Raw genomic sequence first — 19,820 nt, 5'->3', positions numbered from 1 at the left:
CAACGAGCGTTTAGGGCGAAAAGCCGCTCCCCGGCGGCCCTTCGCCCGCATTCGCATCGCTTGCGCCGCCGACGGACCGGCCGGCTTCTCGGCCGTTACGGTTTGCCCGGCTTCGGCTTCGGATCGACGACGACTTTCATCTCCGCCTTCATGCCGCCGAATGTCGCCGTAATCACCGTCGATCCCGGCTTGCGGGCGAGCAGACCTCCCGATTCGGCCGCCCCGGCTACGCTTTCGTTTTTCGAAGCGTACGCGACTCCGCTGCGCAAAGCGATCGCGCTTCCGTCGGAGAGCCGTCCGATCGCTTGCAGCGGGTAGCTGTCGCCGACCGCAAGACGCACGTTCCGCTCGGCAAACTCGATGCCCGTCAGCCGCGTCACGAGCTTCGGATCGCTATACCGCATCAGCTCGCTGCCGTACTTGAAATAAAAGTGGCCGAAATCGTCCATCGTCAGCTTCTCGACGTTGCCTTCCGCGATGATCGTCATTTGTTTCGTCGCCGCGTCCACGACGAACATTTTGCTCGTATACGTTTTGTCGGCTACATAGCCGAGGAAAATCGAGCCGTACACGTTGCCGTCCTTGCCGACCATCAGCCCCGGATTCGTATGCGCGTAGTCGGCCGCGGGGAATTTGTCGTCGCGGTAGACGATCCGATCCGCCGCGGGATCGTAAACGAACAGCACGCCGAGCGCCATGCCCCAAATGTTCCCGTCCGGCCCCCAGATAAGCGACGTTACCGCCTTTTTGCCCGGCGCGGGCACGAGCTCGCGCTCGACCGTCCCGGTCGCCGTGTCGTACACCGCGATTTTGCCGCCGCCTCCGCCCGCCGACATGTCGCCCGTTCCCATGTACAGCTTGCCGTCCTTGTACAGCAGCGAGTTGATCGAATGATCCGGAACGATGTTCCGGCGCACCGTGAACGTTTTGGCGGTCGCGTCATAGATCGACAGCGCGCCTCCGGTTTTCCCCGCAATCGGGTACGTGCCGATGTACAGCTTATTCGTCTCTTCGACTCCGACCATGCTCAGCGGGCGGTCCTGCTCGTCGCCGAGCTGGCCGAGGCGGAGCGGATTGTTCGGCGCGGACGGATCGGTGCGGTTCCACGGCTTCGACGGGTCGTATTCGAAAATCGTCGCCCTCGGGTAGACGCCGAAGTACATGTTTCCGTTCAGCGATCCGAACCCTTCCACCTGCCCGAGCGACGGCTTCCGTTCCGTCGTGCCGGTCAAGGGGTCGTACAGGCCGAGCCCGCCGCCGGATATGAAGCCCGAAGACAGCATTTTGCCGTCCGAGCTTTTCCCGATGTTGTACAGCTCGACGAATTGCGGCGGCAAATCGAGCTCCGGCGTGTCGAGCCGCCCGGTTTCCAGGTTGTAGTAAAACGCCCGGCCTCCGTTGCCCGCCAGTCCCGTCAAGGTGACCCCCGGGAAGTCGGGATCGTTCAATCGCACGTAGCCGAACGCTACGCCCGCTCCTTTGACGTCGACGCCGAGCGAGCCGTACGCGCCGGTCGCGACGTCGTATGCGTAGAGCGACCATTGCTGCCTGCCGTCCGGCATCGTCTCGTAAAACGTGTAGAACACCCGGTTATCCGGCGAGACGGGAGAAAATCCGCGGGCGTTGTAAGCCGTTTCGTTTTTGACCGGCCACGTCTGCGTCGCCGGGTCGTAGACGAACATGACCGGTCCCGGATCGGCCCGGACGAACAGCTTGCCCGCCGTGTAGCGCAGATCGTACACGCTCGTTTTCCCCGCGAATTCGGGTATCGTGAGCGGTGTCTTCGCGCCGGTCGTCAGGTCGTACCGGTACAGCTTGGCGACGTCGGCCCCTCCGACGTAGATCGCGTTGCGGTCCGGATCGTAGGCGAGGCTGCGGATGTGCTGCTCCTTGGACGACGTCTTGAACGACGCCAGCACCCGGGTTCGGTCAAGTGCGGGATCGTACTCGATGAGCGACTGGGAGTAGCCGGTGCCCCCGTACACTTTCCCGTCCGGTCCGGGCACGAGCGTCCAGATGACCGTATCGGAAGCGACCGGCTTGCCGATCGCGCGCACCGATTCGCGCTCGGGATCGTACTGGAACAACGTGCCGTTCGGCGTGCTGCCCGCGTACGCCTTGTTGTCGGAGGCGACCGTAATCGCCCACGCCGCCGTCGAATTGCCTCCGTCCGCGGCGACGAGCGGATATTCGCTCCGAATCTGTTTCGTCGCGACGTCCGTCACGACGAGCCGGGCCGGGTCGCCCTGCACGACCGTGTACATCACGTCGCGGCCGTCCTTGTCTTTCCCGTAGGCGCCCGTCATGATCGTCAGCGCCGTCGACTGCGGACCGAGGTTCGTAACCGTTCCCGGAAGGGGCGATACGGCCAACCGGGCATCGTCCGCATACAGGGTGCCCGCGCTCTCGTTCGGAAAATAAATCGCCACCCGCACCGTCGCTCCGTCCTTCGGCGCCGAGGCCGCCACCCGGAGATCGCTCCATTGACCGGCGGGGCCGCTCACGAGTCCGCTTACGACGGAGAGCGGCTTGCCCGCGGCGTCGTAAAATCGGAGATCGACCTTCCCTCCGCCGCCGCTTTCCGGGCGGACCTTCACGTTCAGCACGACGTTGTCGAACGGTGCGGCCGGCACGGGGTCGCTTATCGCGCCGAAGCTTTGCGTCGGCGAGTGATCCGTAATCCGGAGGCTTCGCTTTCCTTCCGCATAGACCGTCTCGGAAACGCTTACGCGATCGGCCGCTCCATCCGGTCCCCATCCGGGCACGCCGCCGTCGACCGTCCCGGCCTCGAAGCCGCCGTTGGACAAAACGCCGCCTGCCGCGGACGCGGCTTCCTCCGCCCCCGCCCGGACGGGTGCCGCGCTCGAACAGGCGACGGCCAGTGCAAGCGCAAACGCCCATGAAAAAACCCGGCTCTTCTTCCGCTTCATTCGTTGTCCCCTCCCCTGCTCCGATCTCCGCTCGGCTCGTACGGACAACGCTTTCATCGCGGGCCGGAGCCGGGAAATCCGGTAAGCATCCTGTAGGTTCAGTGTAACAAATAAAGCGCTGCCGGGCTTAACTGCCATTAGGCGTTAACGAGCGAACGGTTTAACTCTCCTTGCCGACTTTCGGCCTTGTCTTGCGGAACGACTCCGGCGTCAGGCCGACGTATTTTTTGAAAATGCGGCTGAAATGGGGCAAATGCTTGAAACCGACCCGGTAGCACACGTTGGTAACGGTTTCATTCGGCTCGATCATAAACAGGAGCTGAGCTTGATTGATCCGGCGCGTATACAGGTGGGTAAAGATCGTAACGCCGGTCACCTCCTTGAAAATGCGCGACAAATAATGCTTGTCCAAATGCAGCTCGCTCTCCAGCCCGTCCAAATGAATATCCTGCTCGTAATGGGCTTCGATATACGAGATGATTTTTTGCACGTTCTTCTCTTTTTCGGACAACGGCTTTCGCGGCTCCGCGAGCGATCGCTCGCATCGTTCGTAAATGAACAGGAGCAGATCGGCGAAGTGCAGGCAAAACCGGTTGTACGAAACCGGCGCTTTCACGGCGCCGAGCTCATGAAGCCGCTGCAGCATCGCTTCGACTTCGTCCCGCTCCGCTTCGTTCAGATTGATGACGTGGTTGCGCAGCCGGTCGAACGGGCCGAGCAGATCGATCGGCGCCGGCAGCGTCAGCAGCCCCTCCACGTAGCTCCGGTCGAAATGAATCGTCGTGCGGGTATAGGCGACCGCCGGGTCGATTTTGGGAAAATGCAGCGTCATGCCGTCCATGATGATCAAATCCCCGGGCGTCATGACGTACAGCCGGTCTCCGATCACGAACGTGCAGGAGCCTCCGTGAAAGTAATAAATTTCGCACTGCGGGTGCGAGTGGTACGTGGCGTAGGAGCTATGGACGGGGAGCGAGTACTTGTAACCGATCCGGATCGGCATCGGATTGTCGTATGGAAACAGCATGTCGGTTCCTTCCTTTCCCGGTGAATCGGCGATAGATCGCTTTCTACCACTATACCAAAAAGGCCGCGGCCTGTCGCTTCAAGCGACTTGCCGCAGCCCAAGCTCGTTTATCCGTCACAGTCAAACGCTTGCTTGCCGTCGATTGCGTCCTTCAACGTGCCAAAACCGTCGGCGCAAAAACGAATTCGACGACGGCGCAGCGCACGCTTCGCACGGTATCGTAGCGAATCGTATCGAACGGCCGGAATCCGCTGGGACTCACATAAGACCAGACGACCGGGGTCTCGTTCACCGCTGCGTTCAAGTCCAAGTGAAGCGGGCGGGGGACGATCGTCATGCCCGTACCCCCTTCCCGCCCCAGCGTGCACGTCAAGCCGGCGATCCGCGGCGCGTGCTCCCTCTGCGTCTGGAACAGCCAGGAGAGCCTATTCGGCGCGTTCATGACGATATGGTCGCGCACCACGATCGGCCTGCCCTTCTCGAGAATAAACTCTCTGCCGTAAGAAGCGATTCCCGCTTCTTCGGGGTAAGCGGAAGCCAGATTGAGCCGTATTCCGCCCTTCCCCCGACACTCGTCCCAGTACGCCGATTCCATTTCTTCCCCGTGGTACCGGTAAGACGGGATGGACATCGTATAGCCGACGTCGTCCTTCTGCCCTTTCCCGTTAACGAGAAGACAGGATCGGATTTCGGTTCGCAGGCTGTAGCCGCCGTCCGGAGTCACGAGGAAGGGCTCTCCTTTCGCCGCGATCATAAAGTGTCCGGCGTCGGGCCCCAAGCCGAGACGGTCGCACGCTCCCATGGCACGGCGGTAGGCGTTGTATCCCATGGACGGGCCGCACTTGACCGACAGGACCAAGTCCTGCTCCTCGTCGCGGTAATGGACGACGCCGCTATCTTCGTAATGGCGCATTTCCGCCGGCCGCTCCGGCTCGTCGAGAGGTGTTACCGTCTCGTCGTGAGTCAGAAGTCCCCACAGCGCATCCCCGTAATACGACATCTCTTCCGGCCTCGCATAAAACGCGTTCATCCGCTTGCCGCGCAGCAACCGCACGAGGTAGGCGGCGCGCCGATCCCGGTGGACGGAAGCGATCGTATTCAAAAAGGCGCTCCCCCCGACAAGATGCGTTTTGTCTCTGCCCCAGCCGACCAAGGTCCGGTCCGCTTCGCGAACGACGGCCGACACATAATCGACGATCCGAGGAAAAGCTTCGTCGCGGTAAATGTCCCGGCCCGTCAGCTTGAGCAGCGCATTCCGGTAAGGTACCGTCAGCTCCGTATACAAGGCGAGGCTGAAATGCGAGCTGGCGGGGATGACGCCGTCCTTCGGCATCGCCGCCAAGCTTCTGTCGATTCGCGGAATGACATAAGCGGCCCACAAGGAAGCTTCGGGAACGAGACCCAGCAGATGAATCGCCGCGCTCCCGAAGCCGAACAGCGAACGCCAGCCGTGATCCTGAAGCAGCGATCCTCCCCAATAGTCCCGGTAAAGCAGCGCCTTCTCGAAAAACCGCGTCCCTTGAAGAGCGAGCTTGTCGAGCATTCGGCTTCTCGTATCGTCGTCCAGAAGGTCGTACAGGGCGTGGTACGCGTGCGTGAGCCCCCACATGACGTACATCGCGCTCATATCCCCGTCATGTCCGTACCCGTCCGGCTTCGGGTTTCCCCAATGCTCGGCGAGAAGCGCGCGTTCGATAACCGTCGAAGCCGCGGCCAAAGCCGACTTGTCGTTCGTCAGCCGATAGTGGGCGACGAGAAGCGGGAGCGTCTCCGGCGTCCGATTGTTCGCATCGGACAGCCATTCGAAGGTTTCCAGCAAAGCTTCCTCGTATTCGCGGCCGCTGCCGGAGAGCCGGTTCCTCATGCTCCGCCAATACGCCGGATCGCGCCATTCGGCCGCCGGGCAGCGCTCGAACCAATCCGCCGGCACATCCGGCGTTTCGCCCAACCGGTCATCCGGGTCCGTCTCGAGAAGAGCGGACAGCCAGCGTATATTCCCGTCGTCGTTGTAGGGGCGCAGCTGCAGCCTGTGCGCTCCTTCCTCCCCGATATAAAAAGCCATCCTTCCTCGAAATCGCCTATGCGTCAAATCGTCGACCGACACGCGCTGAAAATACCACAGTCCGACCGGCCGATCGTCCACATGGACCCAGTAGCTCGGAAGAAGCGCCCTTGCGCCTTCCGTCGGATGAAAGTCCCACGGACCGGTTCGCTGTCCTCTGTTCTGGTAAGAGAACAAATTGACATATAATCGCTCCCAATCGAATCCGGTGGCATCGGCGATAATCGACAACTGGTAAAGCCCGGGGGCGGCCCGAAACGAAACGACGATATCCCCCTGCGTCGCGATCTCGTAGTCCAACTCCTCCATCGTGGAGGCGATCGCGTTTACGGCAACGGCGCCGGACAAGTCCGGTCGGTGCACAAAGGTCATGAGCTTCGTGTTCCTCCTCGGTAATCGAAATCGTGGCGAGACTCAAACCGGACGCGTAACCGGCCACGACAGCTCGACGCCTTCGCGCGTCAGCAGCTGCCGGAATTGGCCGAGATCGGATTTGCCGTTCCGCACCGCGCGCGGCGAGATCCCGCGTTCCAAGCTGTATGCGGCCAAGTAGCCGGCGGCTTCGCCGATGTTCCACTCGACCGGATGGAGCCGGTAGCAGCCGTTCGTAATGTGTGTAACGCCCAAGTTTTTGCAGGCCGGCAGCAGGTTGTTCATCCGGACCGGGATGAGCGAGCCGAGCGGAATTTGGAACGGCAGCGACGAGATGTCGATATAGTGCCGGTTGCTCGTGCTCGGATGCAGGTCGATCCGGTAGCAGCCGATGCCGACCGAGTCCTCGAACGTCTCCGCTTTGCCGTCGGGACGGCAGGCGGTCGCGACGTGCTGCTCGAGCACGGTGAATTCGGCCTTGATGCGGCGCGCTTCGCGAATGTACGGGTACATGGCGAGGCCGTCCTCGGTGCCGACGACGTCGGGGCGCAGGCGCAGTCCCGGATAGCCCTGTTTGCCGTCCGGACGCGGCGCTTCGGTCTGCAGCCAGTACAAGAGCGACAGGCTGAGCTGCTTGGCGCCCTCGAGATGCTTCGCGCGCTCCTCCGCGCTTACTTCGAACACGGGGCCGAGCCAGTAGTCGTTTTGCGGCCAGTTGACGAGCGTCACGTTGCTCGCGAACGTGCCCGGCGCGAAGTGCGACTTGTCGACGATTTGCCGGTAATGGAACAGCGAGTAGCGGTCCGTGCCCGGGAACAGCTCGTACTGCACCGTCTCGAGCGTATGCGGGCGGACGCCCGTCCAGCTGAGCAGCTTGTCCGGCCAGAAGTCGGCTTTGTACTGGCGCCAGAAATCGTACTGTGCCGGACGGTCGATCGTATGGTCCTCGCCCTCGATGTAATCCATGGCGAAGCAGTGGGTGAAGCCTTGCATGTCGAGCGGATCGGCGTCGCCCTCGAGCGCATGCGGCTCGCCCGTCTGCGCCTGCGACTCGGTGCCGGTCACGTACTCGACGCCCGCGAGCGGCAGCACGTCGCCGCACTCGGTCGCGTCGATGAAGTACGGCGCGGTGAGCGTGACGAGCGTACCGGTATCGCCGTTCTTGACGACGGCGGCGACGATGCGGTCGCCGTCCGTCTCCGCCGATACGATGGCGTGACGGGTCAGAATCGTCAGCAAGCCGCTGTGCACGTAAGGGGCGAGCATTTGGTTCAGCACGGCGAGCGCCGCGCGCGGCTCGTGGCAAATCCGGCTGACGCCGCCGCCGCCGGGATTGAGGCGCTCGTTGGCGCGCGCTTGCGGCGTCATCGGGAAATGGTCTCGGTAATAAGCGCGAACGCCGTTGCGGAATTGCCGGTAGCTGCGGGTACAGCCGAATTGCTCGATCCACGGATGCTCGTCGGGCGGAACCGCCTGACTCGTGAGCTGTCCGCCGATCCAATCGGTCTCCTCGGTCATGATGACGGAGCGGCCCATCCGGGCGGCGGCCAGCGCTGCGGCGACGCCTCCGGTACCCCCTCCGATAATGACGATATCCGCATGCAGATGACGGTTCATCGGTTCGACTCCTTTGCCGTTCCGTCTTTTAGGAGCTGTACTGCTGCATGACGACAAAGCGGCTGCCGTCGTACAAGAGCGTGTAGATGTCGGTTCCGAACGCTCGCTTCGCGGGAGCCGAGGAACGGCTGCCGAATTTCCATTCCGCCGGAAATCCGCCGATCGAATAACCGGAGGAAGCGTTCTGGATCAATTGAACCGTCACCTCGCATCCGCGGAACAACGTCGGCAGGTTCGAGAACTGGATGGACGTGACGTCGGTGTTGACGGATATAATGTGATACGTCGCGACGGACAAGTCCAGCTCGATCGTTGCGGACGTGCTCGAAACGTACTTGGTCGGCTTCGGCCCGACCGGAATTTGCGGAAACCCGTTGATCGGGGTCATCGTCGTGCCGGGCTTGACGAACGTGAAGTAAACGCCGTCGAAATATTCCACATATTTGGCGGGCAAGCTGGCCGAGGACATCCGGTTGTATCGCCCGACATCCGAAATTTTGTCCGGCTTGCCGCCGACGCCGGACGAAATGAGCTTGTTCGATTGCGTGTTCGTTCCGAAATCGGCGATCCATACGGCGTGCGGCATCTCCAGCCGGGTTTCGTAAAAGCAGTTGTTGGCCGCTCCCGTCACGCGGATGCCCGTCTCGTGAAACCCTTCCAAACTCTGGTTGAAAAACTTGTTATTGTTGTTGTAGCCGATATTGTTGCCGTTCACGAAAATATGGGTGGCGCCCGCCGCCGCCTGGCCGCCGAAGGAGCCGCCGTAGAAGCTGTTTTCGGTCACCCACCCCGTCGCCGTGCTCCGCAGCTCGATCCCCGTCTGGCAGTTCTCGATCCGGCCCAAGTAGAACGTATTGTAGGCGGAGCCTTTCGCTTGTCCGTTCACGGTGTCCGCCGTGAGCAGAATGCCGGTCGTAAACCCTTTGATGCGCCCGACCGTAAAACAGCCGTAATAGCTGTTGACGATCCGGAGCGCGACGCTTGCCTGCGCGTAATCGGGCACCCGCTTCAGGAACGATACGTTCAAGCGAAGCCTGACGTACTCCCCGTCCCCGAAATTGCTTCTCGTTGCCGGCATCAATTGCAGACACACGCCGTTATGGTCGGCGACGAGAACGGCTTCGTCCGAGTCCAGCGAGACGGTGTGGCCGATCGCGATCGTGGAGGTGGTTCTGTAATACCCGCGCGGGAAAAACAACGTTTGCCCGACTTGAAGCGCACCCGCCGCCGCGGCGATGGCCGCGGTATCGTCCGTTCCCAGTGCGCCGCCCGGCACATGGTCGCCTTTCGCTCCAAACCATTTCACATTCAATATCCCGTTCTCCACGATCCGGAAGAAACGGTCGCCCGAGGAGGAGACCAGCACGGTGCCGCCGTTGTCCGGAGTCGAAACGTCCGCCGGATCGAAGACGAAATATCCTTCCCGCTCCTCGTCGCGGACGAAGTAGACGGCGTCCGCGCCCGGATCCGTCATCGCCTTCAATTCCGCAATCGTGGTCACGATGATCGAATCGTCCGCCAGCAGCGTTCCTCCTCCGCCGTATACCGCTCCCGTCACGCCCGCGCCGTCCGCCCGCACGAGCCCGGCTGCGCCGCCATTAAGCGCGGCTCCCGCTACAACCGCCGCTCCCGCCGAAGCGAGAGCGGTCAACATTTTTCTGCGGCTTACCCGTTGATCCATATCGAATTCCTCCTATCGAAGTTATCCTTTCACCGCGCCGAGCGTCGCGCCTTCGATGATGGATCTTTGGAAGAACATGAACGCGACGACGGACGGAACCATGGCGATGACGACGCCGGCGAACAGCGTCACCCAATCCGCCGTATACTGCATCATCATGTTCGCCTGGTACATGTTGACGCCGATCGTATATTTGGCCTGGTCGCTCAAGTAAATAAACGGTCCGAGAAAATGGTTGTACAGCCCGAGAAACTTGAATATCGCCACGGTCACGATGCCCGGCATCGACAGCGGCATAATGACGCGGGCGAACACCTGCAACAAGGAAGCGCCGTCCATGAATGCGCTCTCTTCCAGCTCCTTGGGCAGCGACTGCATGAAGCCGCCCAGCAGCATCAGGAAGAAGACGCTCTCGCTGAGGACGTGGAGCAGGGTCAAGCCGGTCAAGCTGTTCGTCAAGTGCAGGCTCCGCATGACCACGTATTGCGGGATGAGCGCGTTGATCCCGGGAAGAAACAGCGAGAACATGATCGTCGCCCATATCAGCTTCCGGCCTTTGAACTCGAGCCGGGTCAGCACGAAAGCGTTCAACGTCGTGAGCAGCGTTCCGAGGGTAAGTCCCACCCCCACGTAGTACAGCGTATTGAGCATGGACGGGCCGATCTTGTACTTCACCCAGGCGTTGCGATAATTTTCCCATTGAAGCGCCTCGGGAAGCTTCCATACGTCCATGAAAAACTCCCGGTTCGTTTTCAACGATTCGTAGAACACCCAGATGACGGGAAACAAGATCGAGACGAGCCACAGCACAAGCAGCCCCCACCATAATCCGTCCACGACCGTGCGTCTTTCTTTCAATCCGTTCCCCTCCTAATACTCCACGCCCCGGTTCGGCATCAGTTTGTCCAGCAGCAGCTTGGCGCTTACGAGAATCGCGAAGAGGAACATGCCCACGGCCGACGCGTACCCGTAATTGTGGTAATCCGTGCCGAATGCAAGGTTGAACATGTACAGGGCGATCACATCCGTCGAGCCCGACGGTCCTCCGTTCGTCAGGATCAGAACCTGCTCCATTCCTTTCAGCGTACCGAGCATCAGGAAAAGCACGCCTACGCGAACGACCGGCATAATGAGCGGAACGGTGATCTTGACCATCCGCGTCGTATGGGTGGCCCCTTCCAGAATAGCGGTCTCGTACAGCGATTTCGGGATGGCGGACATCGCGTTGATGAAGATGACGATATAAAAGCCGACGCCTCCCCAAACCGCGGGCGGAATCAGCGCCCAAATCGCGGTTCGTTCGTCTCCGAGCCAGTAAAAATGGCCGATATTCAAGCCGACGGCTTCCAGCAACGCGTTCAATAAGCCGAATTGGCCGTCATAGACGAACGTCCATAATAAAGCGATTACGACCGTCGAGAGCACGTTCGGGAAAAAGAACAGCACCTTCAGCACGGACGAGCCCTTATAGCTTTTGTAAACGAGCACATACGCAAGCACCAGCGAGATGAGCACGACAAGCGGAGGAATCGTCACCATCAGCAGCACATTGTGACCGAGCGCCCTCCATACGTACTTGTCGCCAACCATCGCCACAAAATTGTCCAGCCCGACGAATCGGGGCTCCGACATCCCGTCCCATTCCAGCAGCGAGTAGTACACCGACAAAACGTTGGGGTAAAGAGTGAACAGCAGATAGCCCCCATAAGCCGGCCCCAGACTCAATGCGATAAACATCCATTTCTGCGCGGCGGCGCTCTTCGCCCAGCGCCGCACGGATCCGTCGGTTCTTTTTCGCGAAGGTATCGATGTCGGGTTCAATGTTGCGCTCCTTTCGCCTCTCTAGTTGAAGGGTACGGAAGACCGGGCCGAGCATTAAGGCTTCTTCTGGGCGTCGATCGCCTTCTGCAAAAGCGTTGCGGCTTCCGCCATCACCGGCAGCGGGTCCTGCTCGCCCAAGGCGATTTTCGGCAGCGCCTCGTTGATCGCCTTATCCGCTTGAGCGGCGGCCGGATCGGTCAACCTGACGTTTTTCGTATCCGTCACGCTTTTCACTCGGTTGGCTTTGACATACTCCATGACCGCGCGGGGAGCAGCCTGAACTTTGTCGGCGCGCGCCCGATCGTCCATGAAATCTTTGCGCACCGAACCGGCCCCGCCTTTCTCCGCCATCATCTGCTGCACGTCGAGATTTAGCAGCGAGAGAACGAATTCTTTGGCCCATTTTTTGTTCAAATCCGGTTTCGCCGCCCAAATGAAGTACGGCCCGGATACGCTCGTTCTCATATATTGCGGCTGGTCGGGCTTATCGTTCATCGGAACGACCATAAATCCCCAGCGGAAATCTTTGGGCACCGCGTCCTTCATCTCGTTCTGGACCCAATCGCCGGTCGGCACCATGGCCGCCTGCCCTTGCAGCAGCTGCATTTGCGCCTGCGTGTGCGTCAGTGCGGCCATTCCGTCGGGGAACGCTCCCTTCTTGCCGAGCTCGGCCAGACGCTGGAACGCGGTTCGGGCTTCCGGCGTCGACAAGTACGGGACCGTGAAGTTCCGGTAGGCGTCGTCGAACGACTTCGCATTCCCGTTCATTTCCGCCAGCTGGAACATGGGACCGGTCAAGAAAGCCGAAGCGATGTACCCCGGTACTTTCCCCGGAACCGTAATCGGGATGACGCCGTCGGCTCGAATCCGCTCGATCAGCTGGACGAATTCGCTCCACGTTTTCGGATTTTGATTCCACCCCTTCTTCTCGAAAAGGCTTTTGTCGAAAAAGAGTCCGAAGCCCGATGTCGTCACCGGCAGCGCATACATATCTTTGGCTACACTCTCGAATATGCCGTCCGCCACCGCTTCCCTCACCGTCTTCCCGCTATCGTACAGCTTGCGGTCCCACAGGTCCGATTGCGGCAGCAGCTTGCCCGATTGCACGAGCTGCAGCGACGTCGCGCCGGAAATGCCGGTGGAGAAAATGTCGAACATGTCGTTGTCGTCGTTCGCCGACGCCTTCGTCGTAATGATCGTCGAGATGGTCGGCGAATAGGTCGGTTCGAACGTCACGTTCGGAAACTTTTTCGAAAACGACTGCATCGCGTAATCGACCCACTCGCGGCCGTTGCCGTTTTCCCACACCGCGATTTTCAGCTTCACCTTCTCGTCCTTCGGAAGTCCGTTCTCCGGGTACGTTCCGCCCGCGGCAGGCGCTTGCCCCTGCTCCCCGGCTTCATTCGGCGCGCTGCCGGTTCCGCCGGAAGAGCACGCGGCAAGCAGCAAAGCGATCAGCAGCGGGACAAGAAGTCCGATCCGTTTGTTGCGATTTGGTCTCATGGTCTAGAGGACGCCCCTTTCGTGTCCGGGCCAAGATGTCAATCGGCCGGTATATAGTACAGCTCCGCATCGTCCAAGTACAGCTCATCCGTTGCGGCAAGCGCTTCCACATTCACGTCGTATTTCACCTTCGCGACGGGTACGCCTTTGATGTCCGCGGGAATGTCCCGAATCATTTGGATATCGGACCACGTGCCGGCGGTTTGCGCCACCGTTTTCACCTCCGGCGTTAACGAACCGATCTGCTTGCCCTCCGCGTCGAGCAGATAGGCGTACAGCCGAATCGCCCCGTTCGTTTTCAACCCGGCCGGCGTGTAGTAATAAATTTGGGCATGGAGCAAGCCCTTTTGCACGTCGATCGTTTGCGATACTTGCCCCCAATCGACCCCCTGGGCCAATACGCTCGCCTCTCCCGTATGAGCGGTCCCTTCGACGCGCTTGAAGCTTCCGGTATTGCGAACGGCGAACGTCCATGGAGGAGCCGCCTCATCGCCATCCTCGAACGAAGGGTTGGATGCGCCGGTCAGCTCGCCGGCCAACGCCTTCAACGTCATTTGCGCGTACGTACGGCTCAGCGGAGAATCGCCGCCCGAGGCGATCGCGGCGAGCTCGTCTCGGACCGGGCCGCCCTGCGGTTCGTTTTCCTTCGCGTAATCGACGACGTTCCAGAAATGGTACGGATTCCAGCCCGAGAAATTCAGATTGAAATACGATTTGGCGTTCAGCCAATGCTTCAGAACCGGATGTTTGGCGAATTCGTCCAGCAAGGCGGACTTTTTGTTCCCGTAAACCAGCTCGTTCACCCCTTGCCGGATCAACGCCTTCGCTTCGCTCCCGTTCGAAGGCGGCTCGCTCTTCCTCGGGTAGCTGTACGCGGACGCCTCGTAGTATTCGAAAGCTCGGTACAGCATGTGGGCTCGCGCCTTCTGGCTGTCGGTACCCGCCTTGGCGACGACCGTTTCGAGCAGCTGGCGGCTCTTCGTCACGTCCGCCTCGGTCACCTGCTTCATATAGTCCGCATAGGCAAAGACGAGGAACGTTTTGGATTTGTACGTATCGAACCATTCGTTTTTCGTGCCGCGCTCGAGCCAGAACTTCTCCCATAAATCGTAATACGCTTTCAAATAAGGGGCCGCTTCGCGACCGACCGCGCGCTCGTACCACTCCTGCAGCAGCTTGTCTACGTTTTGATACGGGTCCCACATCAGCTTCGCGGCGATCCACGGCTTCGGCCCTTCGCCCCAGTTCGGATAAAGCTCGATATAATGGGCGGTCACTCCGTTATCGGCTGCGAACCGCATATTATCGGCGATCAGATGCGGGTACACCCGCGGGACGAGGTAGGGCGTGCCGTAATAATAATCGTACAGGGCGACATTCGGGGACATTTTCCCCCAATTGCGAATTAATCGCCGGTCGTTCTCCCTGATCGCATCGTCGGTCCAGATCAGGCGATCCTTGGCAATGAACGGAATGACGCGATCGTTCACCGGAAACGAAGGCGGATCGGCCGATTCCGCGTATGCCAGCAATCCGAACCATTTATCCGGATATACCTTCAATACTTCTTCCGCGACCCGGTTGACCCAACGGAAGTAAATGTCCGAAAGATCCTGCGTACCCACCGAATTTTTCTTGTTCGGATACAGCGGATGGGACGGATCGGCTTCGCACGATCCTCCGCCGTCGTTCATCCCGAGCGAGAACGAAGTCGCTTCCGGGTGACTGCGGAAATAATCGAGAATGTATTGGACGGCTACGGCAATCGTCCCTTCTTCGGAGAAACAAGGCTGCCAGCCGGTCTTGACGTTGGGAGCGGGGATGTAGCGCACGCCGCCCTTCGTCGGATAAAACTCGGGATTCGACTCTCCATACTTCTCGGGCGGAAACAAGGCCCACAAATTGTGCCCCATCTCCACCCTCCCGTGGATTCGGTTCTTTCTCGCCCAAACGAGTTGGACATCCGGGCTGTTCAGGTTCTGGAACGGACTGAACAGGCGGGAAAACGCGACGGGCTCTTCCTTCACTTCCCGGCGCGGTACGGTAATATCGCGGAGCTTGGGCACGTCTTCGCCGTCCGGCCCCGGCATCAGCCATCGTACACCCACATACCGTTCCAAAAATTCGTAGACGCCGTACTCCGTTCCCCAAGGAGTCGGTCCGATAATCGTGATGTCTTGGGCATGCGGCCGAATCAGGAAGCCGTCTCCGTCCATGTTTTCGAGCTGTTTCGAAAGGAACGGCCGCTCCTTGGATTCGGCCGCCCCGATAAAGAGGCGGACTTGATGGCCCGGACGATTCGCCGACGCCTCTTGCTCCGTCGCGATCGGAAGCCGGGCACCGGTCGATTTCTCCACATATTGGACGAGCGTATCGGCCGCTTTGCGGGTTTGCGCATCGGCGTCCTCCGCCACGATCACGACGGCGTTCGCTTGCCCGTCGCGAACGATCGCGAGGCCGCCGCCCCGCGCCTGCTGCAGCGAATCGGCGGTTTCTGCCGCCGCTCCGTCCGCATAAGACCGGCCTTCCAATGCCGGGATGAAGACGAGTAATGCCAGCAGCAGCGCCAACAGCCCTCTTGCGCCCTTCGGAAACCTCATTGAATTCCCTCCAATAAAGTCAATTTCGCTTGCCGGCGTTCCGGTTATGCCGTCCTCGTCCCCCTCCTTTCCGGCTTCGATCGTTTCCCGGCAAGTGCCCCCATCCTAGCACGGCCGCTTCCTTGCGCCTATCGCCATTTTTTTTCGAATAGGCAAAAACCGGAATCGCTTCCGGTTTTCGAATTCGTCTCTTTTTTTACGGGTAGCCTTTTTCCGCAATCAGTCCCGACTCGCGTCCTTGCGGTACTGTCCGGGCGTAATGCCGGTCTGCTTTTTGAACACGCGAATGAACGTCAACGAGTTGGCGTATCCGACCGAGGCGGCGATGTCTTGAACCGCTTCGTCGGTTTCGGCGAGCAGCCGTTTCGCATGCTCCATTCGCACTTCGGTGACGTATTCGACGAACCGGACCCCGAACGATTCTTTGAAGAGCCGGCTCAAATATCCTCCGCTCAATCCGAACTGCTCGCCTACGTAACCGAGCGAAAAGTTCGGATCGGCATAGTTGTCGTCGATCATCCGCTTCATGCTTTGAATCAGCGCGCCGGTGGACTGGCTCTCCCGCAGCTCCTGCATCGACCGGAACGCTTCGCGCAATATCGTGCGGAATTCGCCGATCAAGTCGTCCGCCGTCTCGTGCCGCTGAAGCGACTCCTGCAGCCGCGGCCGAATGCCCGAATCCCACAATTCGGCAAACGGACCGGACATTTCGTCCGCTTCTTTGTTCAAATGATAGAGGAGAACGTTCATCACATTGATTAAATCTTCGCGCGCGAACAGCCGTCTGCGCAGCGTCCGGTGAAGCTCGTCCAGACCGGCCTCCCAATCGGGTTCCCCCGAGCGGAACGATTGACACAACGCCCGAATGTCACGCAAATGCCGGAACAAATCTTCTTTGGAACGACCTGCGAAATCCTCTTGGTCGATGATCCGGTTTCCGCCCAGCGAAGGCTTGTACTGAAGAGCGGTCCAAGCGGCGCGATACGAGCCGGGGACCCGTTTCAAGTCCGGCGCATGGCAGCCAAGCCCGATCGTTACGGTAAAATCGAGATTGTGCTCGACCCAATGGCGCAAATTCTCGCACATCGACAAGACGTCCCGCTCCTCCGCCGACGAATCCCGAAAGGCGAACAGTACCGCCAGCTGCTGGCTGCCCGACCATTCGGACCACACTTGAAGCGGCTTGTTCTCGGCCAATTCCCGGATCACCATGACCAGGACGTTCTTGAGCAGATGCTGATCCCGATTGTACTGGCGCACGAATTCCGCAAAATGGTCGATTTCGACGATCGCCATAAGCGCGCCTTGGGCCGGCAGCGCGAAGCCGAATCGTTCCGCATCGCGCGCGGCCGTCTCCGCCTCCTCGTCCGAGTCCGCCTCCAACAGCCGGAGAAAAACGTGCCTTTTCCGGTAAACGACGTTTTCCTTATTTTGCTCCTGCAGCATAACCGATTCGCCGAATAACCGCTCGATGGTCGATTCGATGAGGCGGAAATCGTCCTTATCCTTCTCGGATTCGGCGGTCGGGGCTTCGTTCCGGATCTCCGCGATCCGCTTCAAAATCGTCTGGACGGGTCGGTAATTTTGTCTCGTCACGTATAAAAGCCATACGATGCCTGCGGCAATAACGACAAAGCCGAAGCCGATCCATACGTAGAACAGCGACGAAACCAAATTCAACAGCGGGGCGCCTTTCGGTTCGTTTTGGACGGACCATCCCGTATAGGCGGATGTCGCGGTTCCCGGCCCGCGCTTCAGCTTGGCCTCCTTCTCTTGCCCGGACGGTCGGTCGCTCGTCCCTACGATCGGGCGGCCTTCCGCATCGAACAGATGAACGGCGGACACCCCGGGATCGTACATGCTCAGCATCAGCTCGCGCAAATATTGCGCCTTCACGTTCACGACGAGCAGGCTGTTATATTTCAAATCGGCGATTTTCGCCAGACTGACGACCCATTTGCCGTCCGGCCGCCCTTCGCCTTCCCCCGCGGGAACGATTCTAGCCGTCCAACGGTAAGGCTCGGGACTGCTGATCCGATTGCCGATAAACGTCCGGTCGGCGAACTGGCCGAAATCGGCGAGGGTGGACGGCGTGAGCACCTTTTGGTCCGTCGCCCGAAACAAGTACACGGATTCGATTCCCGGATTGTTCGCCAGCAGCTCCTTGAGCGCCACAGCCGCTTGAATGTCCGCATATTCGCGGGCTTCGGCGGCCGCATCGCGAAAAAACATGCTCAGCTTCTCGTTGTTCAACAGCTCGTACTGCATGCTGGCGTCAAAGCCGCCAAGCGTATGGTCGAGCAGCTTCATCATATTGCGGGACAGCTCCTCGCTCGCCTTCTGCGAAGACTTTTTGGTCAATTCGTTAATGGACAGATAGGCGATCAGCAGCAGGCTGAGCGTGATGACGAAAAAGGCCGGCATATAGGAAAGCAGCAGCTTGTAAAACCAGTTTTTGCGCATTCGCGATCGCCTCCGGACTGGCAGCGTGGAAGTTCCAGTTCCTCCCTATTATCTTTGGATTTATTTCCATAGGCAAGTGTATTATCATAGGGGGAGATTGGGGATTTCCTATGTGTTGCCGCGGAGGTGAAGCGCTTGCAAGCGAAACGTCTCTCCATTGGGGTCGGCGCGCTCGTTATGGCCGCTGCCTTGATCATGCTGATCTTCTCGGACCGGCTGTCGTCGAACGCGAAGCGGAGCGAGACGGAAACGGATTCGGAACGGCCGGAGCTCACCTGGTTTACGTACAACCCGGCCGGCACGCCTCTTCCGCCCCCGGAAACCGATGTGGTCCGCAAAGCGATCGAAGCGAAATTCCGGGTCAGGCTCAATCTGATCGCCTGGCCGCCCGGAAGGGACTATCAAACCCAATATGTCGGCTTGCTGATGGCGAACAATGCTCCCGACTTCGGCATCGACCTGAGTCCCGACGGAGGCTCGAGCCTCATATTGGAAGGCGTATACGCCGATCTCACTCCTTTCGTATCGCCCGCGACGATGCCGAATTACTTCAAATATTGGATGACGGAACAAGAGCTGCGGCAGTACCAGATTCACAACCGGTTCGTCCGGGCTCCCGTTCCTTACGACCGGAACGTGTACCGAAGCTATTATATTCGCAAAGACTGGCTGGACCGGCTCGGCCTCCCCGTTCCCGAAAGCTACGAGCAATACGTCGAGACGCTGCGCGCCTTTACGTTCCGCGATCCGGACGGCAACGGCAGGCAGGACACGTACGGCTTTACGACGTCCGGCAACGGCAGGCAGCTTTCGGACGAATGGCCGGAGTTTGTCAAGAACGGGCTTCTTTATCCGGCTTATATGGAAAACAACCGGTTGATCGATATGAAATCGGATCCGCGGGTAGGCCTCGTCGTCGACGATATTTTACGCGTCATGAAGGAGGGCTTGGCCGATCCCGATTGGTTTCTGAATCAGGATAACGAGCATATCGAGAAAGCGGTCCGAGGAAAGGCCGGCATCGTGATGGGCACTACCCGCCGGTTTGCATTCGACTCGAACCCGTCGAGTGTTCAAGCCAGAGGCAAGGAAGCGGATTCCTCCGCCAATTGGATTCCGTTCAATCCGTTCGGCGCGAACCGGCCGCTCGGTACGTTCACGGAAGCGGGTCTCCCCTTCATGTTCCCGAAGGCGGCGGCGGACAGGCATCCGGAGAACGTGAAAAAAACGATCGAAATTCTCGATTGGCTTTGCGGCGAAGAAGGATTTTTGTTGACCCATTACGGATTGGAGGGCAAGCATTATACCCGAAGCGGGAATATCGTCACGCTGCTGCCCTCCTCGAACGCGATGACCGAGAGAGACGCTTGGAGCGGATGGAGCTTCTTCACCCCCGACTCCCCGTCCCAGCTCGGCCTGACCGTAATCGATCCGCGAATGACCGATCACGACAAGGCGATCGATGACTTTTTGGCGCGTCTTCCGGTCAAGGAAAAGCTGGGAACGTTTCTGATCCCGCCGCAAGAAATCGATGTAGCGATCTTTCGAGCCAAATTGGATGAAATGCACATCAAGATGCTGTACTCCGACAAATCGGGCGCCCGCTGGCCCGAATACCGCGAGGAAGCGTTGGCCGATTATTATGGAGACTGGATCTTGCAGTATTACGAAAACCAAGTCCGTACCGCACGGGGGACGAAGTAGACGGCTTGCTCCCGGCCACATGAAAACGAAAGGGCTTCTT

General features: G+C 59.7%; 11 protein-coding genes. 1 reads left to right on the top strand and 10 read right to left on the bottom strand.

Annotation, left to right across the window (positions count from 1 at the left end):
- Positions 1-95: 95 nt before the first annotated feature.
- From DLM86_RS06160 to DLM86_RS06115, 10 genes are all read right to left on the bottom strand, one after another.
- A complete protein-coding gene (locus tag DLM86_RS06160) occupies positions 96-2,930 on the bottom strand; it encodes an Ig-like domain-containing protein (RefSeq protein WP_110839078.1) in 2,835 nt (944 codons plus the stop codon).
- 160 nt (positions 2,931-3,090) lie between these two features.
- On the bottom strand, positions 3,091-3,957 hold the full coding sequence (locus DLM86_RS06155; RefSeq protein WP_245954368.1) for a helix-turn-helix transcriptional regulator: 867 nt from the start codon (positions 3,955-3,957) through the stop codon (positions 3,091-3,093).
- Positions 3,958-4,108: 151 nt separating this feature from the next.
- Entirely contained in the window at positions 4,109-6,391 is a 2,283-nt protein-coding gene (locus DLM86_RS06150; protein ID WP_110839077.1) for a DUF4962 domain-containing protein, read from the bottom strand.
- 42 nt (positions 6,392-6,433) lie between these two features.
- Complete coding sequence (locus DLM86_RS06145; RefSeq protein ID WP_110839076.1) at positions 6,434-8,008, bottom strand: FAD-dependent oxidoreductase; 1,575 nt, start codon at positions 8,006-8,008, stop codon at positions 6,434-6,436.
- 28 nt (positions 8,009-8,036) lie between these two features.
- A complete protein-coding gene (locus DLM86_RS06140) occupies positions 8,037-9,689 on the bottom strand; it encodes a hypothetical protein (protein WP_110839075.1) in 1,653 nt (550 codons plus the stop codon).
- A 21-nt stretch (positions 9,690-9,710) separates the two neighbouring features.
- Complete coding sequence (locus tag DLM86_RS06135; protein WP_110839074.1) at positions 9,711-10,547, bottom strand: carbohydrate ABC transporter permease; 837 nt, start codon at positions 10,545-10,547, stop codon at positions 9,711-9,713.
- A 12-nt stretch (positions 10,548-10,559) separates the two neighbouring features.
- Positions 10,560-11,426, bottom strand: a complete 867-nt coding sequence (locus DLM86_RS06130) for a carbohydrate ABC transporter permease (RefSeq protein ID WP_110839205.1) — start codon at positions 11,424-11,426, stop codon at positions 10,560-10,562.
- 138 nt (positions 11,427-11,564) lie between these two features.
- The gene (locus DLM86_RS06125; protein ID WP_110839073.1) at positions 11,565-13,013 is read right to left on the bottom strand and encodes an ABC transporter substrate-binding protein; all 1,449 of its coding nucleotides are present in this window, start codon (positions 13,011-13,013) and stop codon (positions 11,565-11,567) included.
- 38 nt (positions 13,014-13,051) lie between these two features.
- Positions 13,052-15,613 (bottom strand): DUF4838 domain-containing protein, encoded by a 2,562-nt coding sequence (locus DLM86_RS06120; protein ID WP_110839072.1) that lies wholly within the window; start codon positions 15,611-15,613, stop codon positions 13,052-13,054.
- Between the two features lie 219 nt (positions 15,614-15,832).
- On the bottom strand, positions 15,833-18,076 hold the full coding sequence (locus tag DLM86_RS06115) for a helix-turn-helix domain-containing protein (RefSeq protein ID WP_110839071.1): 2,244 nt from the start codon (positions 18,074-18,076) through the stop codon (positions 15,833-15,835).
- A gap of 135 nt (positions 18,077-18,211) precedes the next feature.
- Between DLM86_RS06115 and DLM86_RS06110 the strand changes: the two genes are divergently transcribed.
- The gene (locus DLM86_RS06110; protein WP_110839070.1) at positions 18,212-19,780 is read left to right on the top strand and encodes a type 2 periplasmic-binding domain-containing protein; all 1,569 of its coding nucleotides are present in this window, start codon (positions 18,212-18,214) and stop codon (positions 19,778-19,780) included.
- The last annotated feature ends 40 nt before the right edge of the window (positions 19,781-19,820 follow it).

Origin of the sequence: Paenibacillus flagellatus (genome assembly GCF_003217775.1) — a bacterium.
Classification (GTDB): Bacteria; Bacillota; Bacilli; order Paenibacillales; family NBRC-103111; genus Paenibacillus_AB; species Paenibacillus_AB flagellatus.
The sequence above is the reverse complement of the archived record's forward strand: the minus strand, read 5'-3'. Positions and strand labels throughout refer to the sequence as shown.